This is a genomic window from Variovorax monticola, from assembly GCF_051216855.1.
In the GTDB taxonomy this organism is placed as follows: domain Bacteria; phylum Pseudomonadota; class Gammaproteobacteria; order Burkholderiales; family Burkholderiaceae_C; genus Variovorax.
Map to the genome: position 1 here is coordinate 443,471 of NZ_JBPJZP010000008.1, position 20,398 is coordinate 463,868.

24 protein-coding genes are annotated in these 20,398 nt (G+C 68.9%); 9 read left to right on the plus strand and 15 right to left on the minus strand.

Going from position 1 to position 20,398, the window contains the following annotated elements:
• Position 1: 1 nt before the first annotated feature.
• The 6 genes from ACSFA5_RS28825 to ACSFA5_RS28850 all read right to left on the minus strand — a co-directional run bounded on the left by ACSFA5_RS28825 (position 2) and on the right by ACSFA5_RS28850 (position 5,644).
• Complete coding sequence (locus ACSFA5_RS28825; protein ID WP_435447462.1) at positions 2-634, minus strand: hypothetical protein; 633 nt, start codon at positions 632-634, stop codon at positions 2-4.
• Complete coding sequence (locus ACSFA5_RS28830) at positions 631-1,821, minus strand: PilW family protein (protein WP_435447463.1); 1,191 nt, start codon at positions 1,819-1,821, stop codon at positions 631-633. The genes ACSFA5_RS28825 and ACSFA5_RS28830 overlap by 4 nt, the downstream gene beginning before the upstream one ends.
• Positions 1,818-2,243, minus strand: a complete 426-nt coding sequence (locus ACSFA5_RS28835) for a prepilin-type N-terminal cleavage/methylation domain-containing protein (protein ID WP_435447464.1) — start codon at positions 2,241-2,243, stop codon at positions 1,818-1,820. Before ACSFA5_RS28835 ends, ACSFA5_RS28830 begins: the two co-directional genes overlap by 4 nt.
• Before the next feature lie 2 nt (positions 2,244-2,245).
• On the minus strand, positions 2,246-2,842 hold the full coding sequence (locus tag ACSFA5_RS28840) for a GspH/FimT family pseudopilin (RefSeq protein ID WP_435447465.1): 597 nt from the start codon (positions 2,840-2,842) through the stop codon (positions 2,246-2,248).
• Positions 2,842-3,312, minus strand: coding sequence for a type IV pilin protein (locus tag ACSFA5_RS28845; protein WP_435447466.1), 471 nt, complete (start codon positions 3,310-3,312; stop codon positions 2,842-2,844). Before ACSFA5_RS28845 ends, ACSFA5_RS28840 begins: the two co-directional genes overlap by 1 nt.
• A gap of 136 nt (positions 3,313-3,448) precedes the next feature.
• Entirely contained in the window at positions 3,449-5,644 is a 2,196-nt protein-coding gene (locus ACSFA5_RS28850; RefSeq protein WP_435447467.1) for an ATP-binding protein, read from the minus strand.
• Positions 5,645-5,784: 140 nt separating this feature from the next.
• Here ACSFA5_RS28850 and ACSFA5_RS28855 point away from each other — a divergent pair, with 140 nt between their 5' ends.
• Entirely contained in the window at positions 5,785-6,579 is a 795-nt protein-coding gene (locus ACSFA5_RS28855) for a response regulator (RefSeq protein ID WP_435447468.1), read from the plus strand.
• A gap of 108 nt (positions 6,580-6,687) precedes the next feature.
• Positions 6,688-6,885, plus strand: coding sequence for a hypothetical protein (locus ACSFA5_RS28860; protein WP_435447469.1), 198 nt, complete (start codon positions 6,688-6,690; stop codon positions 6,883-6,885).
• Here the strand turns inward: ACSFA5_RS28860 and ACSFA5_RS28865 are convergent.
• The 7 genes from ACSFA5_RS28865 to tam all read right to left on the minus strand — a co-directional run bounded on the left by ACSFA5_RS28865 (position 6,830) and on the right by tam (position 12,757).
• Positions 6,830-7,522 carry a LuxR C-terminal-related transcriptional regulator gene (locus tag ACSFA5_RS28865; RefSeq protein ID WP_435447470.1) on the minus strand — a complete coding sequence of 231 codons (693 nt, stop codon included), beginning with the start codon at positions 7,520-7,522 and terminating at the stop codon, positions 6,830-6,832. The genes ACSFA5_RS28860 and ACSFA5_RS28865 overlap by 56 nt on opposite strands.
• Before the next feature lie 11 nt (positions 7,523-7,533).
• Positions 7,534-7,938 carry a hypothetical protein gene (locus tag ACSFA5_RS28870; RefSeq protein ID WP_435447471.1) on the minus strand — a complete coding sequence of 135 codons (405 nt, stop codon included), beginning with the start codon at positions 7,936-7,938 and terminating at the stop codon, positions 7,534-7,536.
• Between the two features lie 64 nt (positions 7,939-8,002).
• A complete protein-coding gene (locus tag ACSFA5_RS28875) occupies positions 8,003-8,404 on the minus strand; it encodes a hypothetical protein (RefSeq protein ID WP_435447472.1) in 402 nt (133 codons plus the stop codon).
• A 6-nt stretch (positions 8,405-8,410) separates the two neighbouring features.
• Complete coding sequence (locus ACSFA5_RS28880; RefSeq protein ID WP_435447473.1) at positions 8,411-10,633, minus strand: TonB-dependent siderophore receptor; 2,223 nt, start codon at positions 10,631-10,633, stop codon at positions 8,411-8,413.
• Between the two features lie 53 nt (positions 10,634-10,686).
• Positions 10,687-10,959: a hypothetical protein gene (locus ACSFA5_RS28885; RefSeq protein ID WP_435447474.1), complete on the minus strand. Its 273-nt coding sequence runs from the start codon at positions 10,957-10,959 to the stop codon at positions 10,687-10,689.
• A gap of 91 nt (positions 10,960-11,050) precedes the next feature.
• Entirely contained in the window at positions 11,051-11,851 is an 801-nt protein-coding gene (locus tag ACSFA5_RS28890; protein WP_435447475.1) for a fumarylacetoacetate hydrolase family protein, read from the minus strand.
• Positions 11,852-11,989: 138 nt separating this feature from the next.
• Entirely contained in the window at positions 11,990-12,757 is a 768-nt protein-coding gene (tam, locus tag ACSFA5_RS28895; RefSeq protein ID WP_435447476.1) for a trans-aconitate 2-methyltransferase, read from the minus strand.
• 89 nt (positions 12,758-12,846) lie between these two features.
• Here tam and ACSFA5_RS28900 point away from each other — a divergent pair, with 89 nt between their 5' ends.
• The 3 genes from ACSFA5_RS28900 (at position 12,847) to ACSFA5_RS28910 (ending at position 15,250) form a co-directional block, all read left to right on the plus strand.
• Complete coding sequence (locus ACSFA5_RS28900; RefSeq protein ID WP_435447587.1) at positions 12,847-13,761, plus strand: LysR family transcriptional regulator; 915 nt, start codon at positions 12,847-12,849, stop codon at positions 13,759-13,761.
• A gap of 149 nt (positions 13,762-13,910) precedes the next feature.
• Positions 13,911-14,342, plus strand: a complete 432-nt coding sequence (locus ACSFA5_RS28905; protein ID WP_435447477.1) for a VOC family protein — start codon at positions 13,911-13,913, stop codon at positions 14,340-14,342.
• 8 nt (positions 14,343-14,350) lie between these two features.
• The gene (locus ACSFA5_RS28910; RefSeq protein WP_435447588.1) at positions 14,351-15,250 is read left to right on the plus strand and encodes an amino acid ABC transporter substrate-binding protein; all 900 of its coding nucleotides are present in this window, start codon (positions 14,351-14,353) and stop codon (positions 15,248-15,250) included.
• A 47-nt stretch (positions 15,251-15,297) separates the two neighbouring features.
• Here ACSFA5_RS28910 and ACSFA5_RS28915 read toward each other — a convergent pair whose 3' ends face one another.
• Both ACSFA5_RS28915 and ACSFA5_RS28920 read right to left on the minus strand, forming a co-directional pair.
• Positions 15,298-16,242, minus strand: a complete 945-nt coding sequence (locus ACSFA5_RS28915; RefSeq protein WP_435447478.1) for a LysR family transcriptional regulator — start codon at positions 16,240-16,242, stop codon at positions 15,298-15,300.
• Entirely contained in the window at positions 16,239-16,883 is a 645-nt protein-coding gene (locus tag ACSFA5_RS28920) for a TetR/AcrR family transcriptional regulator (RefSeq protein ID WP_435447479.1), read from the minus strand. Before ACSFA5_RS28920 ends, ACSFA5_RS28915 begins: the two co-directional genes overlap by 4 nt.
• A 147-nt stretch (positions 16,884-17,030) precedes the next feature.
• On the opposite strand from ACSFA5_RS28920, the gene ACSFA5_RS28925 reads away from it, so the two are divergent.
• The 4 genes from ACSFA5_RS28925 (at position 17,031) to ACSFA5_RS28940 (ending at position 20,341) form a co-directional block, all read left to right on the plus strand.
• Complete coding sequence (locus ACSFA5_RS28925) at positions 17,031-18,200, plus strand: NADH:flavin oxidoreductase/NADH oxidase (RefSeq protein ID WP_435447480.1); 1,170 nt, start codon at positions 17,031-17,033, stop codon at positions 18,198-18,200.
• A gap of 66 nt (positions 18,201-18,266) precedes the next feature.
• Entirely contained in the window at positions 18,267-18,650 is a 384-nt protein-coding gene (locus ACSFA5_RS28930) for a nuclear transport factor 2 family protein (protein ID WP_435447481.1), read from the plus strand.
• Positions 18,651-18,782: 132 nt separating this feature from the next.
• Positions 18,783-19,283, plus strand: coding sequence for a sigma-70 family RNA polymerase sigma factor (locus tag ACSFA5_RS28935; protein ID WP_435447482.1), 501 nt, complete (start codon positions 18,783-18,785; stop codon positions 19,281-19,283).
• 5 nt (positions 19,284-19,288) lie between these two features.
• On the plus strand, positions 19,289-20,341 hold the full coding sequence (locus ACSFA5_RS28940; RefSeq protein WP_435447483.1) for a FecR domain-containing protein: 1,053 nt from the start codon (positions 19,289-19,291) through the stop codon (positions 20,339-20,341).
• The last annotated feature ends 57 nt before the right edge of the window (positions 20,342-20,398 follow it).

Sequence of the window (20,398 nt, forward strand, 5' to 3'; positions counted from 1 at the left end):
GTTACTCGGGCCGGGTGAAGGAAGTCTGGAGAAACACCTGCGTCGAGCGCGCGCCGGTGACGCGCACGCTCAGGCGGTACACCGGCGAGATGCTCGAGGTCGGCCGCTGGCTGGCCGGCAGCTGGCTGCTGCCGCCGGTGACGGTGTTGCTCGACGGCGCATAGACGCAGGTGGCGGTGGTCGCGGTGCCGGCGGCGCGGCACAGCCGGTCGATGACGTAGCGGATGGCGATGTCCGACGAGCCGCCCGGCAGGTCGGCCGCCGCGGGGCTGAAGGTGGTGCCGGTGAAGTCGGTGCCGCTGGGGGTGCTGCCGCTGGCCAGCAGCACCAGCGGAATGCCCTGCGTGTCGGCGACCAGCTCGACCGCGCTGTAGTTGGCCGCGGGCACGCTGGCCGCGGAGAGCGCGGCGGTCTTCAGGGTGCCGCTCCTGAAGGCCGCCAGCACGTTGGCGGCGGCCTGCTCGCCCTGGCTGGCCAGGTCGCGCCGGAACGCGAGGTTGCCGGCGCCCGCCAGCGAGGTCTGCATGGAGCGCACGACCGCCACGCCGCCGAGCAGCAGGATGACCAGCACGATGAGGCAGAACAGCAGCACGACGCCGCGCTGGCGCGGTGCGCGGGTCAGGGTGGATGTCATGAGGTGGGCAGCAGCAGTACGTTGCGAAGGGGGACCGTGGTCTCGACCACGCGGTGGCGAAAGTGCTGCTCGCTGGCGCTGAAGCCGATCTTCTGCTGCAGGGAGGCGGCAAGGTCGCCGAACAGCGTGAGCGAGGCGGGCGAGGGCAGCTCGCCGTTCGCGTTTTCCTTTTCCGGGTTGGCGCTGCGCAGCACCAGCGCGATGCGCACCGCCACCACCTGGCGCGCGGTGGCCGGCGTGGCCATCATGGTGGCGATGTCGTAGCCGGTGGCGCCCGGGTCCACCCAGGTGTCGAGCACGCCGTCGGCGTTGGTGTCCAGGCCGTACAGCGCATGCATCTCGGCCACGCCGTCGGCAATGGCCTGCGACGCGTCGGTGCCGTTGCGCATCAGCAGGTCGTAGCCGTAGAGCGTGTTGTTGCTGCCCACGCCGAACAGCTGGAACTGCGTGTTCGTGCCGCCCGCGTCGACGTTGCCCAGCGGCGTGAAGTAGGCGGTGCCGCTGGCCGCCAGCGTGGCCAGGCCGGTCGTCGAACCCGATGCGGTGTAGTACGTGCCGCCCAGCGGCAGCGCGTCGTTGCCGGCGCTGTCGGCAAAGGCCGTGCTGGCGTGCACCTGCTGCATCAGGCAGTCGGTGGTGCCGTTGGCGCTCACCAGCCCGAGGTCGCCCTCGGCCAGGCCCGTGGTGCTGTCCAGGCGCAGGATGTTGCTCGACTTGCCGCTCGACAGGATGAGCCGCGGCACGTCGCCCGCCGCCGCCGTGCCGCCCATCACCACCAGCACGTCGGAGCCGCCGTCGGACTGGCTCTTGCCGATCAGCACCGGTGCCACGCGCAGTGTGGCGCTGCCGCTCGCGCCACCGAGAAAGGCGGTGGCAAAGGGCGCCGGAAAGGCCGTGCCGCGCGGCAGGTTCGGCGTGCCCGGCAGCGTGGCGTTCAGCAGGCAGCCGAAGGCGCCCGCCAGGCTCCACGACTGCGTGAAGCCCGAGCCGGCGCTGCGCACGGCGCGGTCGAGCACATAGGCGGCGTAGGCGCCGGTCTGGCCCATGTCGTTGGTGGCGGTGGTGGTGCGCTTGCTCGACTCGCTGAAGATCAACAGCTGGGTCGCGGCCAGCGTGACCACCAGGCCGATGACGATCGCCACCATCAGCTCGATCAGCGTGAGGCCGTGTTGCCGCCGGCGTCTCATGGCAGCACCACGCGCGTGACGAGCCGGCTGCCCGCGTTGGCCGCGGCCGCATCGCGCGTCACGGCGCGCCAGGCGATCACGATGTCCGCGGCATTGGCCGCGCCCGCGCTGTTGGTTGCGCCCGACACGGCCGTCACGCTGAGCGTGGCGTTGGGCAGGCCCCCGTGGGCCAGGTCGCTCACGCGGGTTTGCCAGGCGGCGGTGTCGACGGCGACGGCGTTCTTCAGCCACATGGTGCTGGCGATGTCGTTGGCCAGCAGCGCGGCGCGGTTGCGGTCGTCGGCGTCGACGGACACGGTGATCGCGCGCGTCAGCAGGCCGGCCATGCCGAGCAGTCCGAAGGAAAACAGCAGCAGCGACACGAGCACCTCGAGCAGCGCGAAGCCCGATGACGGGGTGCGGCGTTGGAGGGGGGCTTTCATGTTCAGCCCGGGCAGCCGTCGGGCGCGCCGGACGACAGCGTCCGGGCCGGATCGCACATGTGCACCTGTCCGCCCAGGCTCACGACCACGCGCAGGGGGCGGTCGGCCGAAGTCATCGCGATGTCGTAGGTGGGCGTTGCGCTCAGGCTGCAGGTCGCGCCCGTGACGCCCGTGCTGGCGTTGGCCACCAGCCGCCCCAGCGGGTTGAAGCAGACCGCGGCGGGCCCGCTGATGCGCACGCCGGTGCCGGCGACGCTCAGCACGCCGGCTTCGACGAAGGTGGCGATGCCGGCCGTGTCGAGCGTCGACGAAGCCACGAAGTTGATCGACCAGTGGCTGCCGTTGGCCACGGCGGTCAGGCTGGTCTTGGGGGCCGTGTCGTTGGTCAGCGAGAACACCGCTGTACGGCTGCGGCGAACCGCCTCGGCCTGCGCCTGGCGCAAGCCGTTCTGCAGCGCGTCGCTCACCGTGCGCACCCGGGCGTTGGCGATCCACGCGAAGACCGAGGGCATGGCCAGCGCCATGAGCACGGCCATCACCGCCAGCGTCACCGCGAGCTCGATCAGCGTGAAGCCGGCGGACGGCACGTCGCGCTTCATCAGCAGGCCCCTCGCTTCGAGACCCAGTCGCTGCTGCAGGTGGTCCAGCCCGTGGGCACGCCCACCGTCGCGCGGTTGTTGGACTGGTCGACGGTGAAGATGAACCCCGCGGTGCCGCCGCTGCCCGTGGCCACCAGCGTGTAGCCGGTGGCGGTCGCCGCGCCGTACGTGCCGTCGCACGACAGCGTGAAGGTGCCGACCATGCGCAGCGTGGAGGACACCAGGCAGGGCGAGGTGAAGCTGCCGGTGGACAGGTAGGTGCGGTTGTCCTGGAAGTAGCGCTCCATGTTCGCGCGCATGACCGACAGGCCGCTGGTGGCGTCCACAATGCGCCCGCGCATCACGTAGTCGGTGTACGAGGGGTACGCGATGGCGGCGAGGATGGCGACGATGGCCACGGTCACCATCAGTTCGATCAACGTGAAGCCGTGCGCGCGCGCACGGCGAGACCTCTTCTGCAGCCTTGGCATGGGTGTTCTTCTCCTCGTGTGTCGGAAACAATCAGAAACTTCCGAGGGCGGAGTCGACCATGCAAAGTGGGAGGAATCTGGCGCAGGCGTTGTCGGATGTGCACGGCGGCGCCGTGCCGTCGCGCTGGCGCGGGTCTCAGGGCGCGACGGCGGCCTGCAGCACAGGGCGTTTCGCTTCGGCGTCCAGCGCCAGCGGCACGCGCACCTGCGCAAGGAGCCCGTGCGGGCCGGACTTCAGCACCACGTCGCCGCCATGCGCACGCACGATCGAGCGGCACACGGCCAGGCCGAGACCGCTGCCCGCCGCGCGCGAGGCGAGGGCCTGCGGCGAGCGATAGAAGGGCTTGAACACCCGCTCCAGTTCGTCGTCGGGCAGGCCCGGTCCGCGGTCGCTGATCTCGGCCACGGCATCGGCGCCGTCCGTGAACAGCCGCACGCGCGCCTGGTGGCCGTACTTGACGGCGTTCTCGATCAGGTTGTCGAGCACGCGCCGCATGCCCATGGCGTCGATCTCCACCGGCGCGGGTTCGGTGCGCAGCAGCCGCACGTCCTTGCCGACGAACACGGCCTGCTCGACCACGTCTTCCACCAGGCTCGACAGGTCCATGCGCTCGCGCGCGCTGACCACCGAGGCGTCGCGGATGAAGCTGAGCACGGAGCCGATCATCCGTTCCATCTCTTCCACGTCGTCGAGCATGCCCGCGCGCACCTCGTCGGGCACGTCCTCGATGCGAAAGCGCAGCCGCGTGAGGGGCGTGCGCAGGTCGTGGCTGATGGCGCCGATCATCACCGTGCGGTCTTCGACGAAGCTGCGCAGCCGCGCCTGCATGCGGTTGAAGGCCTGCGCCGCGCGGCCGATCTCGGCGGGGCCTTCGAGCGCCAGCACCGGCGCCGACGGGTCGCGGCCCAATTGGTCGGCTGCGCGCGCGAAGCCGGTGAGGGGGCGCACCAGCCGGCGCGAGAACAACCAGCCCGCGGGCACCACGATGGCCGCGGCCAGCAGGAACCACAGCAGCACGCGCCGCTGCCACGCGTTGGGAAAAGATTCGGGCACCGGCTGCACCACCACCCAGCTGCCTTCGCGCGTGTAGACGGCGGCAATGAAGTCGCCTTCGACGAAGGGCGCTGGCGCCAGGCCGAAGAGGCCGCGCGCGGCGGGGCGTTCGACCTCGGCGGTGGTGTCGGTGGACGGCGGCGTGCGCGGGATGTCAGCGCCGTGCGGTGGGCGCGGCGCCTGTGCGTCGGTGCGCGGCCCGGGCACGGGCACGGGTTCGGCAGGGCTCGAAGCAGGTGCGCGGGCCGCGGGATCGGTGCGCTGCGTCGGCGTGGCGGGCGCCTCGGTCGTGGCCGGTGCCTTGCGAGGCGCGGGCCTTTCGACGACGGGCGGGAGCGCCTGCAGCGAAGGCAGCTCGGGCAGGGGCTGCATGGCACGTTCTCCCGGTGGAAGGCCCGGCGGGAACGAGGGCGCTGCAAGCGACGGGGCGCCTGCATGCGCCGGCAGGCCCGGCGGGGCGCCCATCGACAGCCCCGGTGCGGCGGCTGTCCCTGGCGTGGTGGGCACGGCCAGCGCGCCGGGCGAGCCCGGCGCGCTCGGTGCGGCGAACGCGGGTGCGGGCGCAATGCCCGGCGCGCTCCCGATGGCAGCAGCGGGCGCGGACGGATAGCCCGGCGCAGTGCCGCGCGCCGCGGAGCCGGTGACCCCGCCGGGCTGCGGCGGCTGCGAGAAGCCGCCACCGTTGCCCACGCTGCCCCGCCCGATGCCGAAGCCACCGTTCGAGCCGCCCATGCCCCCGGGAAACGCCGGCCCCGCCGCGCCGCCCGGTCCGCCGGGGCCGCCCGCCTGCACCCTCAGGAAGTTACCGTCCCCACCTGATGCCGATGCCGACGCGGATACCGCGAACGCGGTGGCGATCGGGCGCGGTCCTGCGTCTGCCGGCTGCGCGCCGCCCGCATCCGCGACCGGCCCCGTGGTGCCGGCGAACGGCAGCGGGGTGAAGAAGTACAGCCGCACCTCGGTCTCGTCGCGTTCCAGCAGTTGCGCCAGGTCATGCCGCGAGCGTTCGGAGGTCAGCCAGCCCTGCCCCTTGGGCTCGGGTGCGCGCGCTTGCAGCGAGCGCAGCAGCAGGTTCGCGTTGCGGCCTTCGGCGGCGTGGCCCGAGAGCACGCGCGCGATGTCGCCCAGCTCCCACTGGCGCTGTGGTTCGGGCGGCAGCAGCATGGTCAGCGCCAGCGTCACGCCCTGCGCCACCACCAGGCCACCGAGCAGCAGCGCCATGATCTGCAGGGCCAGCGACGTGCCCGGCCAGCGGCGCGCGGTACCTTGGGGGTTCATGGGCCGATGCTGGCACGGACGGATGGCGATGTCACGGCCCAGTGTGGCGCGCGCGTGTTGCCGCCGCATTGCAGCGCATTGCAGTTCATTGCATTGCCTGCATCGCCTGCAGGCCTTCGGGCGGCGCCGATGCGCGGCCTATGATCCGCTACCCGACCCGCCGCAACGTGAACCTGTACACCCGCATCCTCATCGTCGACGACGACGCCGGCATTCGCAGCCTGGTGGCGTCCTTCCTGGAAAAGCACGGCTTCCAGGTCGACGCGGCCGGCCACCCCGGTGAAATGCGCGAGCGGCTCGCGCAGGCCGACTACGCACTCATCGTGCTCGACGTGATGATGCCCGGCGAAGACGGCCTGAGCGCGCTGCGCGAGCTGCAGCGCGTGGGCGGGCCGCCGGTCATCATGCTGTCGGCCGTGGGCACGGACATCGACCGCATCGTGGGCCTGGAGATCGGCGCGGAAGACTACCTGGCCAAGCCCTGCAATCCGCGCGAGCTGCTGGCGCGCATTCGCACGGTGCTGCGGCGCACGGCCAACGCGAACGCCGCGGCACGGCCTGCCGCGCAGGCTGTGGCAGCCCTGCAGGCGCCGACCGATGCGCCCGCCACGGTGCTGTACTTCGCGGGCTGGCGCATCGACCTCGAAACCCGCTTGCTGCACGACCCGCAGGACCAGCCCGTCGACCTGTCCGACGGCGAGTTCCGGCTGCTGCGCGCGCTGGTGCAGCACCCGCGGCGCGTGCTCACGCGCGACCAGCTGGTGCAGTACGCCCTGGGCGCGCAAAGCGATTCGTACGACCGCGCCATCGACGTGCAGATCAGCCGCCTGCGCCGCAAGCTGGCGGCGGGCGAGGTGCGGGCCGACCTGATCCGCACCGTGCGCAACGAGGGCTACATGTTCGTGCCCTCGGTCACGCGCACGCGCGAAGCCTGAGCCTTCGCGGCCGGCCCCGCGCGGCAGGCACGCTGCAACACGCTGAAATCTGCGGGCAATGCACGGGCCGCAAGCTGGAGGCTTCGCATTCATCACCTCTATAGCCCCATGACATTCCTCGACTGGCTGTGGGACTGGCGCACCCTGATCGCGCTGGCCGTGGGCGACGCCGTGTTGCTGGCGCTGTTCTTCGCCTGGGACGCGAAGCACCTGGCGTTGCTGACCGTGCTGACGCGGCAGCCGCGGCCCGTCAGCCCAGAAGGCCGTGGCGCGTTGCCTCCAGGATGGCCTGGGTCCGGGACCTGACGTCGAGCTTGCGGTAGGTGTTCTTCGCGTGGAAATCGACGGTGTGGATCGACAGCGCGAGCGTGTGCGCGATCTGCCGGTTGCTCAGGCCGCTCGCGACCAGCCGCAGGAACTGCAGTTCGCGCGGCTTCAGCGCGCACTGCGCCGCCGGTGTCGCTGGCCCTGGCCCTGGCGGCAGGTGCGCCCCGGGCTGCAGCGACGCGGCCAGCATGCCCAGCACGCGGCGCGCCACGCGCGAGTCGAGCGCGGCGCCGTCGCGCTGCAGGGCCCGCAGCGCATGGGCGATCTCGGCGTCTTCGGCCTCGCTCAGCAGGTAGCCCGTGGCACCTGCGGCGAAGGCGTGCAGCACCAGGTCGTGGTTGTCCATGTCCGACATCGCGACGACCTGCGCGCGAGGTTGCGCGGCGCGCACCTGTGCAATCAGCCGCGCGCCGTCGCCCTGCGGGTGAAGCTGAATGTCGACGAACACCAGGTCGAACCGGACGATGGCCAGCAGCGCGTCGGCCTGCGCGTGCGTGGGCGCCAGCAGCACCTGCCGGCCCGGTGCCAGCGCGCCGAGGATGCGCCGCATGCGGCACGCGACGGCGGGGTCGCTTTCGACCACCAGGGCGCTGGAGAAGAGCTCGGGCCTGAACACGGGCGAGGCGTTCAGGGCACCGTCTTCTGGTGCGCGAAGCGGCCGGCCTTGCGCTTTCGCTGGCAGGCGCCGCCGCGCGCGTTGGCGGGCGTCGCATCCGCGCCCGAGTCGCTGATCGGCGCGAGGGTCGACTGGCTGTAGTTGCCGCCGCCGGTTTCATGCGCCGCGCAGGTGTCGCTGCCGGCCACGAAGACGCCGAAGGCGAGCGCCCCGAACGCCAGCACGCCTGCGAGGCGCGGCATCCATGCGGTCTTGCGCAGGCGGCGGGGGGCGACGTGCGCGGGCTGTGCCTGGTGCCATCGGGCTGGCATGGGAAGCCTGCGGTGCAGGTCTTTTGCCGAGCCCGCCGCCAGCAGGTCGTTGAAGCGCAGCGCCTGCGAGACGCCGTGGGTGTTGCGATGCCAAGGGCTTTTCATGGACAGATGGTGAACTTCAAAGCGGGAGAAAAATGGGACGTCGGCCGCCTGGATGCGCGCGGCCTCAACGGTCGAGGCCATGGAGCCCGCTCGGCCAGCTTCCGCCCAGCAGCAGGCCCAGTCCCGTGGCGCGCAGCGCCGCCGAGAGCGGGTCGATGAAGAAGCCGCCGACATAGCTGGACGACGTGGGAAAGGCCTCTGCGCGCGAGACGACGGGTGCCGACGGCGGCGCAGGCTGCTGCGCAGCCTCGGGAGGCGCGGCGGCGGCGACGCACGCGCCGGGCGGGTCCGCAGTGATCGTCATGTACTCGGCCCCCTCGAACGCGCAGACCAGCGCGTACTTGCCGCCGGGAAGCCAGGTGCTCGACACCACGCGGGCCTGCGCCGCGGCATTCGACATGCCGCACGCCATGCACAGGCACAGCGCGCCGGCTGCCGTTGTCGCTCGATGGAACAGCGATGTCATGGGCGGCTAGAAATCCAGCTTGGCGCTCAGGCTGAAGGTGCGCGGATCGCCGGGCTTGATGTAGCTGTCGTACTGGTACTCCCAGTAGCGGCGGTTCGCCACGTTGTTGATGGCCGCGCGCAAGGTGGTGGGGCGCCCGCCGATGCGCGTGACGTAGCTCGCGCCGATGTTGGCCACCGTGTAGCCCGGCACGCTCAGCCGGTTGGCCGCGTCGAGCATGGTGCCGCCCGTGTACTTCAGGTCGGCCGACAGTTTCAGCCCCGGCACCTGCGCCACGTCGTAGGCCACCTGCGCGGTCGCCACCAGCTTCGGCGCGCCGGCCACGCGGTTGCCGGCGTAGCTGCTGCCGCGCTCGTACGAACTGTCCAGCAGCATCAGGTTGGCGCCCACCTGCCATTGCGAACCCAGCCGCGTGGAGGCGCCGAGCTCCGCGCCCTGGTAGATCGACTGCCCGTCCTGCACCAGCACGTTGGCGCTGTTGGCGTACTGCGCGCCGCGCTCGATGCGGAACAGCGCGGCCGTGGCGCTCCAGCGTTCGCGCCCGGTCTTCAGGCCCAGCTCGTACTGGCGGCTCTTCAGCGGCTTGAGCAGCTGGCCGTCGTTGGCGTACAGGTTGCTCACCGTGCTGCCCGGCTCCAGCGACTCGACGTAGCTGGTGTACAGCGTGGTGTCGGGCGCGGTCTTGAACATCAGCGCCAGCGTGGGCGTGAGCACGCCGTTCTTGCGGTAGCCGGCGTTGCGCAGGCCGGCGGTGTCGTAGCCGTTCTGCTCGTAGCGGGTGCTGCGCAGGCCGGCCAGCACCGACCATCGGTCGGACAGCTTCAGGGTGTCGCTCGCGAACACCGCGCGCTGCGTGATGTCGCTGTTGCGGTAGCGCGTGAAGGCGGTGGTGCTCTCGTAGGCGTTGGTGTTCGGCGCGAAGATGCTGCCGGTGCCGATGAACCGGTACACGCTGTTGGCGCTGTAGTCGTTCACCTGCTTCTGCCACGAAGCACCCAGCGTCAGCTGGTGCTCGAAGCCGCCGGTGCGCAGCTTGCCCGTGGCCATGGCCTGCCACTGGTTGAAGCGGTGGCCTTCGGCGCCGTCGTAGCGGTAGTCGTCGTAGGCGCCGCTCGCGTCCTGCAGGTAGGCGATGCTCTCGTTGCGGCTGCGCGTGGCGCTGCTGTGGCTGTAGCTGGTGGCCAGCGTCCAGTCGGGCGAGAGCTGGTATTGCAGGCCGGTCGCGTACATCGTGAAATCGGTGGCCAGGTGCTGGCCCGGGCCCACCAGGTTCGCGTTGTTCGCGCCGATGGTGGCGGGCAGGCTGGTGCCGGTGTAGCCGCCCGTGTAGATCGACGGCGTCTGGCCGGTGGCGGTGCGCTTCTGGTAGAGCGAGTCGAAGGTCCAGGTGAGCTTGTCGCTGAGCTTCGCGTCCAGGCCGAGCGACACCGAGTTGCGGCGCACCTGGCCGTCGTTGTAGGTCTTGCCTTCCTCGTGCGTGGCGTTGAGCCGGTAGCCGAAGCGCTCGTCCGCGCCGAAGCGCCCGCCCAGGTCGACGTGCTCGCTCCAGATGCCGGCCGTCTTGTAGCCGACCTCGATGCTGCGCACGGGCGTGTCGCCCGGCTTCTTGGTCACGTAGTTGACGATGCCGCCGGGCGCGCCGAAGCCGTACATGAAGCCCGACGAACCCTTGAGCAGCTCGATCTGCTCGAACTGCTCGTAGGGCAGCGTGATGGCGTAGCTGAGAAAGGGCTGGCCGTTGATGCGGTAGCCGTTCTGCCAGTCCAGCGGCAGGCCGCGCACCGTGATGTAGCTGGCCCAGCTGTTGTAGGCGCCGCTGTTGTCGGACACCGAGGCGTCCAGCGCGAACACGTCGCCGAGCTTGGACACCTGGCGCTCGGCCATGTCCTCGGCGCGCACCACGGTGGTGGAGAAGGGCGTGTCCAGCTGCGAGCGGGCGCCGAGCGCGCCGCTGCTCACTTTCGCGCCGAGGTGCTGGGGCGTGTCGTCCTGCGAATCCGCCGTGACGGTCACCGTGGGCAGCGCGGTGCCGGCGGGGGCCTGCGCGTCCTGGGCCAGCGCCCGGCCGCCTTGCGTGGCGGCCCACAGCACCAGCAGCGTGGCGCGCGCTGGCGGGCCGAGCGTGCTGCGCCTGAATGAGAGGGAAGGGGTGGCGGTGGCGTTCAGGCGTCTTTGGTTCAACGGTGGCTCACTTGATGGATAAGAACGAATCTCATCTTCGTGGCGCATCTCGTAGGAATCTGGGAAGGCGGCCTTGCAGCCGGTGCGGTTTGACGCGCCCTTCAGTGCCCGTTGCCCGGCGCAGGCGCCAGCCCGCGCTGCTTCAGGAAGTCGTAGAGGCTGACGGCCAGCACCTGCGCGATGGGAATCGGCAGCGTGAGCCGCAGCACCGCGGCGCGGTTGACGGGGCAGTTGTCGGAACTGTGGTCGACGCGGCTGGCATCCAGGGTGATGTGGACGCAGCCCGCGTTGACCCAGTAGCCCGAGACTTCGTCCGCGAACACCTGGGGGGCATGCAGGTCGTCGACGTAAATGGCGTTGGGAGGCTGGGACATGGCACGGCTGGAAATGGCGAAGGCCCGATGATCGGCAGCGATCTGGTAGAAAAAAAGAGGGCCGCGCCGCCCGCCAGCGCAGCCCTTGGCCTCAGACGATGCGCACCGACAGGTCGGGCAGCCGGTCGATGTGAATCTGGATCACGTCGCCACGCACCACCGGCCCCACGTTCTCCGGCGTGCCCGAGTAGATGACGTCGCCCGGTTGCAGCTCGAAGGCCTGCGACAGCCGGCTGATCTGCTCGGCCACCGACCAGATCATGTGCTTGAGCGTGGCGCTCTGCTTCGTCTGCCCGTTCACCTTGAGCCAGATCGCGCCGTCGGTGAAGTGCCCGACGTTCGCCACCGGGTGGATCGGTCCGATGGGCGCCGAATGGTCGAAGCTCTTGCCGATTTCCCACGGCTTCTTCTGGTCGCCCATCTCGCGCTGCAGGTCGCGGCGCGTCATGTCCAGTCCGAGCGAATAGCCGTACACATGGTCGAGGGCCGAGGCGATCGGAATGTTGCGACCGCCCTTGGCCAGCGCCACCACCAGTTCCACTTCGTAGTGGTAGTTTTTCGTGAGCGAGGGGTACGGGTGGTCGGCCACCACGCCGGGCGTCACGACCTGGATGGCGTCGGCCGGCTTCTGGAAGAAGAAGGGCGGCTCGCGGCTTGGGTCCGACCCCATCTCGCGCGCATGGGCCTCGTAGTTGCGGCCGATGCAGTAGATGCGGCGCACCGGAAAGACCTGCTCGCTGCCGACGATCGGAATGGTTGATGCCGGAACGTCGAACACCGTGGCCGATGTGCCCGATGTGCGGCCAGCGCCTGCGGGCAATGCACAACCGGCAAGGGCACCGGTGGCCATGGCGGCGGATGCGGCCAGCAGGCCGCGACGAGAACGGGACATGAGGGTGTCTCCTTGGTTTTATGGAATGCGCGGTGCCGTGCAGCGTACGGCCGGTTCATTCTGGGACGGCGCGCTGCCGTGGAACCGTGCGCATCTACGCAAAAACAGGACACAACCCACCTGCCGGCGCCGGCAAGCTCAGCGTGTGGCGACGATGAACAGCCGCGGGAACGGCAGCAGCACGCTGCCGTCGGCCAGTGCCGGGTAGGCCTGCGCAATCGCCGCCTGGTAGCGCGACAGGAACGCGGCCTGCTGCGCGGCGCTCAGCAGCGCCAGGTAGGGCCGCAGTGCGGAGCCCTTGAACCACTCGACCACCGCCGCCGCGCCCGCCAGCGGGTGGTAGTAGGTGGTGCGCCACACGTCGACGCGGCTGCAGTGCGGCCGCAGCATCGCGTAGTAGTCGATGGCGCCATGCCGCGCGGGATGCCGCACGGCGCCGATGCGTTCGGCGAACTCGGGGCTCGCCGCCGCCTCGCGTGCCAGCCGGTGCGCGGGCTCCTCGAGGTTGTCGGGCGTCTGCACGGCCAGGTGGCCCCCGGGCGCAAGCTGCGCTGCCAGGTGCGGGTAGAGCGTGGCGTGGTCCGGCAGCCATTGCAGCGATGCGTTCGCCAGGATCAGGTCCATCGGCCGCGCTGCATGCCATGTCGCGATGTCGGCCACGGCGAAGAGCACGTCGGGCATGCGTTTCTTCGCCGTTTCGATCATGTCGCCAGAGCTGTCGATGCCGCTCACCGCGGCGTCGGGAAAGCGCTGCGCCAGCGCTTCGGTGGAATTGCCCGGACCGCAGCCCAGGTCGATGGCCAAACGCACCGGGCGTTCGCCGTGCGGAACGGCAGCGACCAGGTCGCGAACCGGTCGTGTGCGTTCTTCTTCGAAGGCGCTGTATTGCTTGGCGGACCAGGTCATCGGGTGTTCCTTGCTGTGGTGGGCGCAGTTTGCCGAGGCGCATGCCGTTCGTAAAATGAATTTATTCTGGCCATTGATTCATGAAACTGATGAAGATCGACATCCTCGGAATCCAGGCCTTCGTGGCCATCGCCGACGAGGGCGGCTTCCAGGCGGCGGCCGACGCGCTGCACGTCACGCAGACCGCCATCACGCAACGGCTGCGCAAACTGGAAGACTTTCTGGGCGTGGCGCTGGTGGAGCGCACCACGCGCTCGGTGTCGCTCACCACCATCGGGCGCGACTTCGTGCCGCGCGCGCGGCGGCTGCTGGTGGAGCTGTCCGATTCGCTGCTGGAAATCCGCGAGACCGGCAAGGCCGAGCGCGGCGACGTGTCGATGGCCTGCGTGCCCACGGCGGGCGTGCAGTTTCTGCCGCGCATCATGCAGGCGTACTCGGCGCGCCATCCGCACAACCGCATCAAGATCCTCGACCACTCGTCGTCGGCGGTGGCGCATGCGGTGCTGCACCGCGAGGTGGAGTTCGGCATCGGCATGGCGGGCGCGCATTCGCCCGAGCTCACGAGCGTGCCGCTGATCGAGGACGACTACGTGCTGATCTGCCACCCGTCGCATCCGCTGGCCGGGCGCAAGCGCGTGGCCTGGCGGCAGTTGCAGCCGCATCCGCTGATCTTCGCCGGCCAGGCGAGCGAGAACCGGCCGCTGCTCGACGGTGCGCTGGGCGCCGCCGCCGCGAACCTGAAGCCCTTCTACGAGGTGCAGCGCAGCTCGACGGCGGTGGGGCTGGTGGCCGAGCGCGTGGCGGCCGCGGTGGTGCCACGGCTGGCGCTGCAGAAGGGCGCGTACCCGGCGCTGAAGACCATCGAGCTGGTGGAGCCGCGGGTGTCGCGCACGCTGGTGCTCATGACGCGGCGCACGGCACGGCTGTCACCGGCGGCGCAGGCGCTGTATGACCTGATCGCGGCGCAGGCCTCGCGGGGCGCGAAGGTAGCGCGACAGCGGTAGGCGGCGCAGCGCTATCGCCTTTCCCAGCTCCGGGGCCTGACGTCCCACACATAGAAAATAGTGGAGCTCAGCAAAGAAATATAGCGTTTTCGGTTATGTGCTTTCGTTCTTAAAGTTGCGCCATCACAACTTGAACCCCACGAGACGCCATGACAGAAGCAGCTCAACGCATCCCATTCCATCTCGCTTTTCCCGTGCGCGATATTGCCGAAGCTCGCGCCTTCTACGGCGAACTGCTGGGCTGCCCTGAAGGCCGGAGCGCGCCGGAGTGGGTCGACTTCGACTTCTACGGTCACCAGATCGTCGCGCACCTGGCACCCGATGAATGCGGTCACAAGACCAGCAGTGCCGTCGACGGCCATCAGGTGCCGGTTCGCCATTTCGGCGCGATCGTGCCCATGGACAGGTGGCAGGCCATGGCCGACAAGCTGGTCGCGCGGAAGACCGAGTTCGTGATCGAGCCCTACATCCGGTTCAAGGGCGAACCGGGTGAACAGGCCACGATGTTCTTCCTCGACCCCTCGGGCAATGCCATCGAGATGAAGTCTTTCGCGGACCTGAGCTCGCTCTTCGCGAAATGAGGGCCATCATGAAGACTCGAACCCTGGTCAACGCGGCCGTGGCCGGCGCTTTGGTGATATTCGCAGGCTCTGCTGCCGCCCAGACGGACACCCTGAAGAAGATCAAGGACTCGGGCGTGATCACGATGGGCGTGCGCGATGGTTCCGGCGCAATGTCGTTCACCACGGGGCCGGGCAAGTACACCGGCTTCCATGTCGAAATCTGCGAGCGCGTCATTGCCGACATCAGGAAGTCGGCGCAGCTCGACAAGCTGGAAGTGCGCTACCAGCTGGTGACGCCACAAAACCGCATACCGCTTGTCCAGAACGGAACGGTCGACATCGAATGCGGCACGACGACGAACAACGCCGCGCGCCAAAAAGATGTGGCCTTCGCGCCCACGCTCTATGTCGAGGGGGTTCGCATTGCGGTCAAGGCCGGTGCGCCGATCAAGTCGACGGCTCAGCTTGCGGGCAAGACAGTGGCCGCCACGACCGGAAGCACTTCCGTCCAGCTGCTGCGAAAGCTCAAGAGCGAAGCGACCGAAGTGATGGCCAAGGACAACAGCGAGGGCTTTCTCTTGCTGGAGACCGGCCGTGCCGACGCCTTTGTCGCCGATGGACAGATCCTTGCCACGCTGATCTCGAAGAGCAAGGAACCCGCTCGATACAAGTTGCTCGACCAGGTCCTGAGCACCGAGCCCATTGCAATCATGCTGCCCAGGGGCGATGCGGCTTTCAAGAAAGCCGTCGACCAGAGCATCGTGGCGATGGCCAGAAGCGGCGAGGTCGCCCGCATCTATGACAAATGGTTCATGAAGCCGATCCCGCCTCAAAACGCGATCGTCGGACTGCCTGCGACCGAGATGACCAAGGCAGCCTGGGCGAATCCGACCGACAAGCCGATGGAAGAGTACGAGGCGCGGTAGTGAGCGTCGACCCGGTGTGCCTGCGCGCGCCGGTGCTGCCGATGAGCTCAACGTTTCGCAGCCACCCGCACTTTGCGCGTTGTTCTCGCGCCGCCGCCGGTCGACGAAGTTGCCGGCCGTGCTTGTTCCTCGCTGGCCTCCCGAAGGCACTGGGCGAACTGCGCGACGATGGGAGGCGTCGCGCGCGGCTTGCGCTGCAGCAGGCCGATCTCCCGGTAAAAAGTCGCCTCGCCGAGCGAGATCACGCGCAGGTTCGGCGGCAATGGAAGGTGCGCCTCGACCATCGGGATGAGCGCTACGCCCAAGCCCTTCGAGGCCAGATGCACGAGCCCGGAAATCTCGTCGACCTCGATGGCTTCGTTGACGACAAGTCCCTCGCGACGAAGAAAACCTTCGACCATCCGGCCACCGAACGAGGCGCGGTCGTACCGCAGGAAAGGTTGCGCCTGAACCAGTTCGCGCCAGTTTCTTCCCTTGATCGAGTCCGGCACGACAAGGACGAAGGGTTCGTGCACCAGTGCGGTCCAGGTCAACTCGGGAAGCAAGCCGAATGGCGGCCTGATGATCACCGCGGCATCGATCTTGCCGGCATCCAGGTCGTCCATCAATCGCATGGAAACGCCAGGCGACACGTGCACGCGCACCATGGGGTAAGCGGCGCGCAGGCGTCCGAGCGCACGGGCGAGCAGTGTCGGCTGCGTCGAAGCGATGGCGCCGATTCGCAAGAGACCCCGCGTCGAACTGTCGTCGGACACATCGCCCAGCTTCGCGTAGAGCGCGCAAATTTCCTCGGCGCGCGAAAGCGTTGTCTGCCCCGATGCATTCAACGTGGCAGAGCGGCCGGTGCGGTCGAAAAGCTCGAACCCCAGCGACCCCTCGAGCCGCTTGATCTGGCTGCTGACCGCGGACTGGGTCAGGCCGATCCGGTCGGCGGCCGCCGCGAAGGTGCCGTGCTTGCAGACGGCAATGAAAGTCTTGAGCTCTGCGATCAAGGTGTGTTCTCCGGGAGGGTCGGCAGCAAGCGCACCGCGTGCGCCGCGAGGCGCCTCATTTCAGGCACGCTCAGTCCGTCGCGCGCTTGAATCGACAGGCCTTCGAGCATGGTGTTGAGCGCACCCGCCAACGACTTCAGTTCTGTCTGCGCAGGAAGTTGACCCTCCTTCACAGCGCGCTTGAGGCGCTTGACGAACAGCGCCTTGCCTTCCCGGCGCAATGCGTCGATGGCCTCCCTGACTTCGACCGATGCGTCGGAGACGCTGACGGCAGCCAGCGCGACGAGGCAACCGCAAGGCGCCTGCGGCGACAACAGGATGCGCGCGGAGGCATCGAAGAAATTCGCCACGGCCTGATGAATGTCGGGTTCGACCTCCAGAGCCTCCCAGGTCGCATCCCAGTAGCGATGTTCATAGAAGTCCACCGCTTCCAGGAACAGCTTCGACTTGTTTCCGAATGCGGCATAGAGGCTGGGTGGATTGATCCCCATCGCGGAACACAACTCGGCCACCGGCGCCAGTTCGTAGCCCCTGCGCCAGAACACATCCAGCGCGCGCGTCAGCGCCTGGTCGCGGTCGAAGCCGCGAGGGCGCCCCCCCTTGTTCTGAGGCAGCTCTGCGAGCGATCTGTCATTCGACATGGATGTTCCTGTCTGGAAATTTCGGATGGGATGACGATATCTGTAGCACCCACTATACAATACGTGTTCTGTAGTGCTTGCTATATAACGACTGACCTGCACGCATGAACCCATCCATCCATCGATCCATCCTGAAGCTACGAAACCATGAGCAAACTTTTTGAAGCCTTGACCTTGCGCGGCGTGACCCTGCGCAACCGCTTCGCCCTCAGTCCGATGTGCCAATACACGGCGACCGACGGCCACGTCAACGACTATCACCGCGCCCACTACGGTCGCTTTGCCCTCGGCGGGTTCGGCCTGCTGATGATCGAGGCCACCGCGGTGTCGCCCGAAGGCCGCATCACCCACGGCGACCTGGGCCTGTGGGATGACGCCCACATCGAAGGCCTGTCGCGCATCGCCGCCTTCGCCAAGGCCTACGGTGCAACACCGGGCATCCAGCTGGCGCACGCCGGGCCCAAGGCCAGCATCCAGCGCGCCTTCGAAGGCAATGGCCCGCTCGACGAGCGTGATGCCGCGCGTGGCGAGCACCCCTGGCCGGTGGTGTCGCCGAGCGCGCAGCCGGCGGCCAAGGGCTGGCTGGTGCCCGAGGCCCTGGATGCGGAGGGCATCGCGAAGGTGCGTGCAGATTTCGTCGCCGCGGCGCGGCGCGCCTTGCAGGCAGGGTTCGACGTGCTGGAACTGCACTGCGCGCACGGTTTCCTGCTCAACGCATTTCTTTCGCCGCTGACCAACGACCGCAGCGACCACTACGGCGGCAGCTTCGAGAACCGCATCCGCCTGCCATTGGAGATCGCGCGCGAGGTGCGCGAAGTCTGGCCGCAGGACAAGCCGCTGTTCGTGCGCGTGTCGGCGGTCGATGGCAGCCGCAGCGGCTGGACGATCGACGACAGCGTGGCCTTCGCCAAGGCCTTGAAGGCGGTCGGCGTCGATGTCGTCGATTGCTCGTCGGGCGGCTTCGGTGTTTTCGAGTACCCCAGCGGATACGGCTTCCAGGTGCCTTTCGCTGCGCAGATCCGCCGCGAGGCGCGCATCGGCACCATGGCCGTGGGAATGATCACCGATCCGCGCCAGGCCGAAGAGGTCATCGCGTCGGGCCAAGCCGACCTGGTCGCGCTCGGCCATGCAGCGCTGCGCGATCCGCACTTTCCGCTGCATGCGCAGCACACGCTGGGGGCGGCCCGCGCGGACGCAGCGCATGCCGACTGGAACATCCAGGCCGGTTGGTGGCTGGACCATCGCGAAGACAAGCTTCGCCAGTTGGGGCCCTGGGTCTCGACCGAAGAAGCCGTTGCGGACGGCTGCACGGTCTGACGCCCATGCCGGCCGACAGCGGCCGGCTTTTTCTGACGACTCTTTTCAACCACCAGGAGTGACACCATGAACAAACCCACCTACGTGCCGGAGTACCAGGCCATTGTCGAAGTGCTGAACAAGTACAACGAAGGCTGCAAGCAGGCCAGTAGCAGCATCATGAAGCCCGCCTTCAACGACAAGGCGACGATGTTCAGCGTCGATGGCGAGGGCAAGCTGACCGGCGGCGCGATCCAGGCTTTGTTCGACGGCATCGACAGCGGATTCCGCCCGTCGCCCGAAGCCCAAGGCGCCATCGTCAGAGTCGACATCGTGGGCACCGCAGCCAGCGCGCGCATCGACACCAACGACGTCTCGGGCTTCTGCTTCACCGACTTCTTCCACCTTCTGAAGGTCGAAGGCCAATGGACGGTGATCAGCAAGATCTTCCACACCCACGTGGCGCCTTGACGCTTTGCCCCAGGTGGGCACGGAGCCGCACCGTTCGATGCGGGGCAAAAGGGCGAAAGCTTTTGTCTACAATGAGAATAATTCTTATTTGTACGCGGTGGCCCCGCCGCTGCGCCCGCACCTTGCCGAACGATGTCCGCCGAAGCTGCCTTCCAGCAAGTCCACACCCTCTATAGCGACCACCACGGCTGGCTCCAGTCGTGGCTGCGCAAGAAGCTCGGCAATTCGTTCGACGCAGCCGACCTGGCGCAGGACACCTTCGCCCGCCTGCTCACCGCGCGCAACCCCGAGGTCATCGCGCAGCCGCGCGCCTACCTCACGAGCGTGGCCAAGAACATCCTGGTGAACTGGTACCAGCGCCAGGCGCTGGAGCGGGCCTATCTGGAGGCGCTGGCCCTCATGCCCGAGCCCGAGGCGCCTTCGCCGGAGCAGCGCCTGCTCATCCTGCAGACGCTGCACGAGATCGACGCCATGCTCGACGCCCTCAAGCCGCTCGCGCGGCGCGCCTTCCTGCTGTCGCAGCTCGACGGCATGAAGTACGAGGACATCGCGCGCGAGCTCGGCGTGTCGCTGGCCACCGTCAAGCGCTACATGCAGCAGGGCTTTCGCGGCTGCCTGGCGTTGATGGAGTGAGCGCCGTGAAGCCTTCGGCCTCGTCGAGCATGCTGGGTGCGCCGTCGTCCGCCATCGCCTCCCGCGTGCTCGACGAGGCTGCAGAGTGGCTGATGCGCCTGCACGACAGCACGGTGACCGAGGCCGACCGTCGCGCGTGCGCGCACTGGCGCCTGAGCCATCCCGACCACGCCCGCGCCTGGGCGCGCGCCGAGCTGCTGATGAACAAGCTCGGCGGCCTGCCCTCGGCGCTGGCGATGCCTTCGCTCACGCGGCCATCTCTCTCTGCGCGCGACGGCGGACGCCGCGCGGCCGTCGGCCGGCTGGCCGCGCTGCTGGCGGCCGTGCCCGCCGGCTGGCTGGGCTGGCAACTGGCCAGCGAACGCGGCTGGACGGCCGAGCACCGCACCGCCACCGGCGAGCGCCGCGAACTGCGCCTGGCCGACGGCAGCCGCCTGGTGCTGAACACCGCCAGCGCGATCGACGTGCGCTTCGACGGGGCGCAGCGCCTGGTCATGCTGCACGCGGGCGAGATCCTGATCGCCACCGCGCCCGACACCGGCACGGCGCATCGGCCGTTTCGCGTGGCGACCGGCCACGGCACCATGCAGGCGCTGGGCACCCGCTTCAGCGTGCGCAAGGAAGACGGTGCCACCCGCATCGCGGTGCTCGAAGGCGCGGTGCGCATCGCGCCGCGCGCGGCCGCATCGCGCGTGCTCCCCACCGGACAGCAGGCCCGCTTCAAGGCCGACGGCATCGAGCCCTTCACCCCGGCGGACGAAGCCGGCGTGGCCTGGGCGCAAGGCATGTTGCAGGCCGACGGCATGCGCCTGGCCGAGTTTGCCGTCGAACTCTCGCGCTACCGGCCGGGCGCGCTGCAGTGCGACGCGGCCGTGGGCAACCTTCGCATTTCGGGTGCGTTCCCCATCGACGACACCGACCGCGTGCTGCGCATGCTGGTGTCGACCTACCCGGTGGATGCGGTGACGCGGCTGCGCGGGTACTGGGTCACGCTGGTGCCTCGCCTCGACGCGGGCGAGGCGACAGGGGCCATGAAAAATTTTTCCGCCAAGGGGTGAGACTTTTTTTCGTTTCGGCTGGCAAGGAAGGTGAAGAACTCACCGTTGCCCAACCGA

What these genes read in the sequence shown, in the direction of transcription:
- ACSFA5_RS28825 (WP_435447462.1), bottom strand. Translation starts at nt 634, where the DNA reads ATGACATCCACCCTGACCCGCGCACCGCGCCAGCGCGGCGTCGTGCTG.
- ACSFA5_RS28905 (WP_435447477.1), top strand. Translation starts at nt 13,911, where the DNA reads ATGACAGAAGCAGCTCAACGCATCCCATTCCATCTCGCTTTTCCCGTG.
- ACSFA5_RS28900 (WP_435447587.1), top strand. Translation starts at nt 12,847, where the DNA reads ATGAAGATCGACATCCTCGGAATCCAGGCCTTCGTGGCCATCGCCGAC.
- tam (WP_435447476.1), bottom strand. Translation starts at nt 12,757, where the DNA reads ATGACCTGGTCCGCCAAGCAATACAGCGCCTTCGAAGAAGAACGCACA.
- ACSFA5_RS28845 (WP_435447466.1), bottom strand. Translation starts at nt 3,312, where the DNA reads ATGCCAAGGCTGCAGAAGAGGTCTCGCCGTGCGCGCGCGCACGGCTTC.
- ACSFA5_RS28910 (WP_435447588.1), top strand. Translation starts at nt 14,351, where the DNA reads ATGAAGACTCGAACCCTGGTCAACGCGGCCGTGGCCGGCGCTTTGGTG.
- ACSFA5_RS28835 (WP_435447464.1), bottom strand. Translation starts at nt 2,243, where the DNA reads ATGAAAGCCCCCCTCCAACGCCGCACCCCGTCATCGGGCTTCGCGCTG.
- ACSFA5_RS28930 (WP_435447481.1), top strand. Translation starts at nt 18,267, where the DNA reads ATGAACAAACCCACCTACGTGCCGGAGTACCAGGCCATTGTCGAAGTG.
- ACSFA5_RS28885 (WP_435447474.1), bottom strand. Translation starts at nt 10,959, where the DNA reads ATGTCCCAGCCTCCCAACGCCATTTACGTCGACGACCTGCATGCCCCC.
- ACSFA5_RS28830 (WP_435447463.1), bottom strand. Translation starts at nt 1,821, where the DNA reads ATGAGACGCCGGCGGCAACACGGCCTCACGCTGATCGAGCTGATGGTG.
- ACSFA5_RS28935 (WP_435447482.1), top strand. Translation starts at nt 18,783, where the DNA reads ATGTCCGCCGAAGCTGCCTTCCAGCAAGTCCACACCCTCTATAGCGAC.
- ACSFA5_RS28925 (WP_435447480.1), top strand. Translation starts at nt 17,031, where the DNA reads ATGAGCAAACTTTTTGAAGCCTTGACCTTGCGCGGCGTGACCCTGCGC.
- ACSFA5_RS28890 (WP_435447475.1), bottom strand. Translation starts at nt 11,851, where the DNA reads ATGTCCCGTTCTCGTCGCGGCCTGCTGGCCGCATCCGCCGCCATGGCC.
- ACSFA5_RS28875 (WP_435447472.1), bottom strand. Translation starts at nt 8,404, where the DNA reads ATGACATCGCTGTTCCATCGAGCGACAACGGCAGCCGGCGCGCTGTGC.
- ACSFA5_RS28880 (WP_435447473.1), bottom strand. Translation starts at nt 10,633, where the DNA reads ATGCGCCACGAAGATGAGATTCGTTCTTATCCATCAAGTGAGCCACCG.
- ACSFA5_RS28860 (WP_435447469.1), top strand. Translation starts at nt 6,688, where the DNA reads ATGACATTCCTCGACTGGCTGTGGGACTGGCGCACCCTGATCGCGCTG.
- ACSFA5_RS28840 (WP_435447465.1), bottom strand. Translation starts at nt 2,842, where the DNA reads ATGAAGCGCGACGTGCCGTCCGCCGGCTTCACGCTGATCGAGCTCGCG.
- ACSFA5_RS28870 (WP_435447471.1), bottom strand. Translation starts at nt 7,938, where the DNA reads ATGAAAAGCCCTTGGCATCGCAACACCCACGGCGTCTCGCAGGCGCTG.
- ACSFA5_RS28920 (WP_435447479.1), bottom strand. Translation starts at nt 16,883, where the DNA reads ATGTCGAATGACAGATCGCTCGCAGAGCTGCCTCAGAACAAGGGGGGG.
- ACSFA5_RS28850 (WP_435447467.1), bottom strand. Translation starts at nt 5,644, where the DNA reads ATGAACCCCCAAGGTACCGCGCGCCGCTGGCCGGGCACGTCGCTGGCC.
- ACSFA5_RS28855 (WP_435447468.1), top strand. Translation starts at nt 5,785, where the DNA reads ATGATCCGCTACCCGACCCGCCGCAACGTGAACCTGTACACCCGCATC.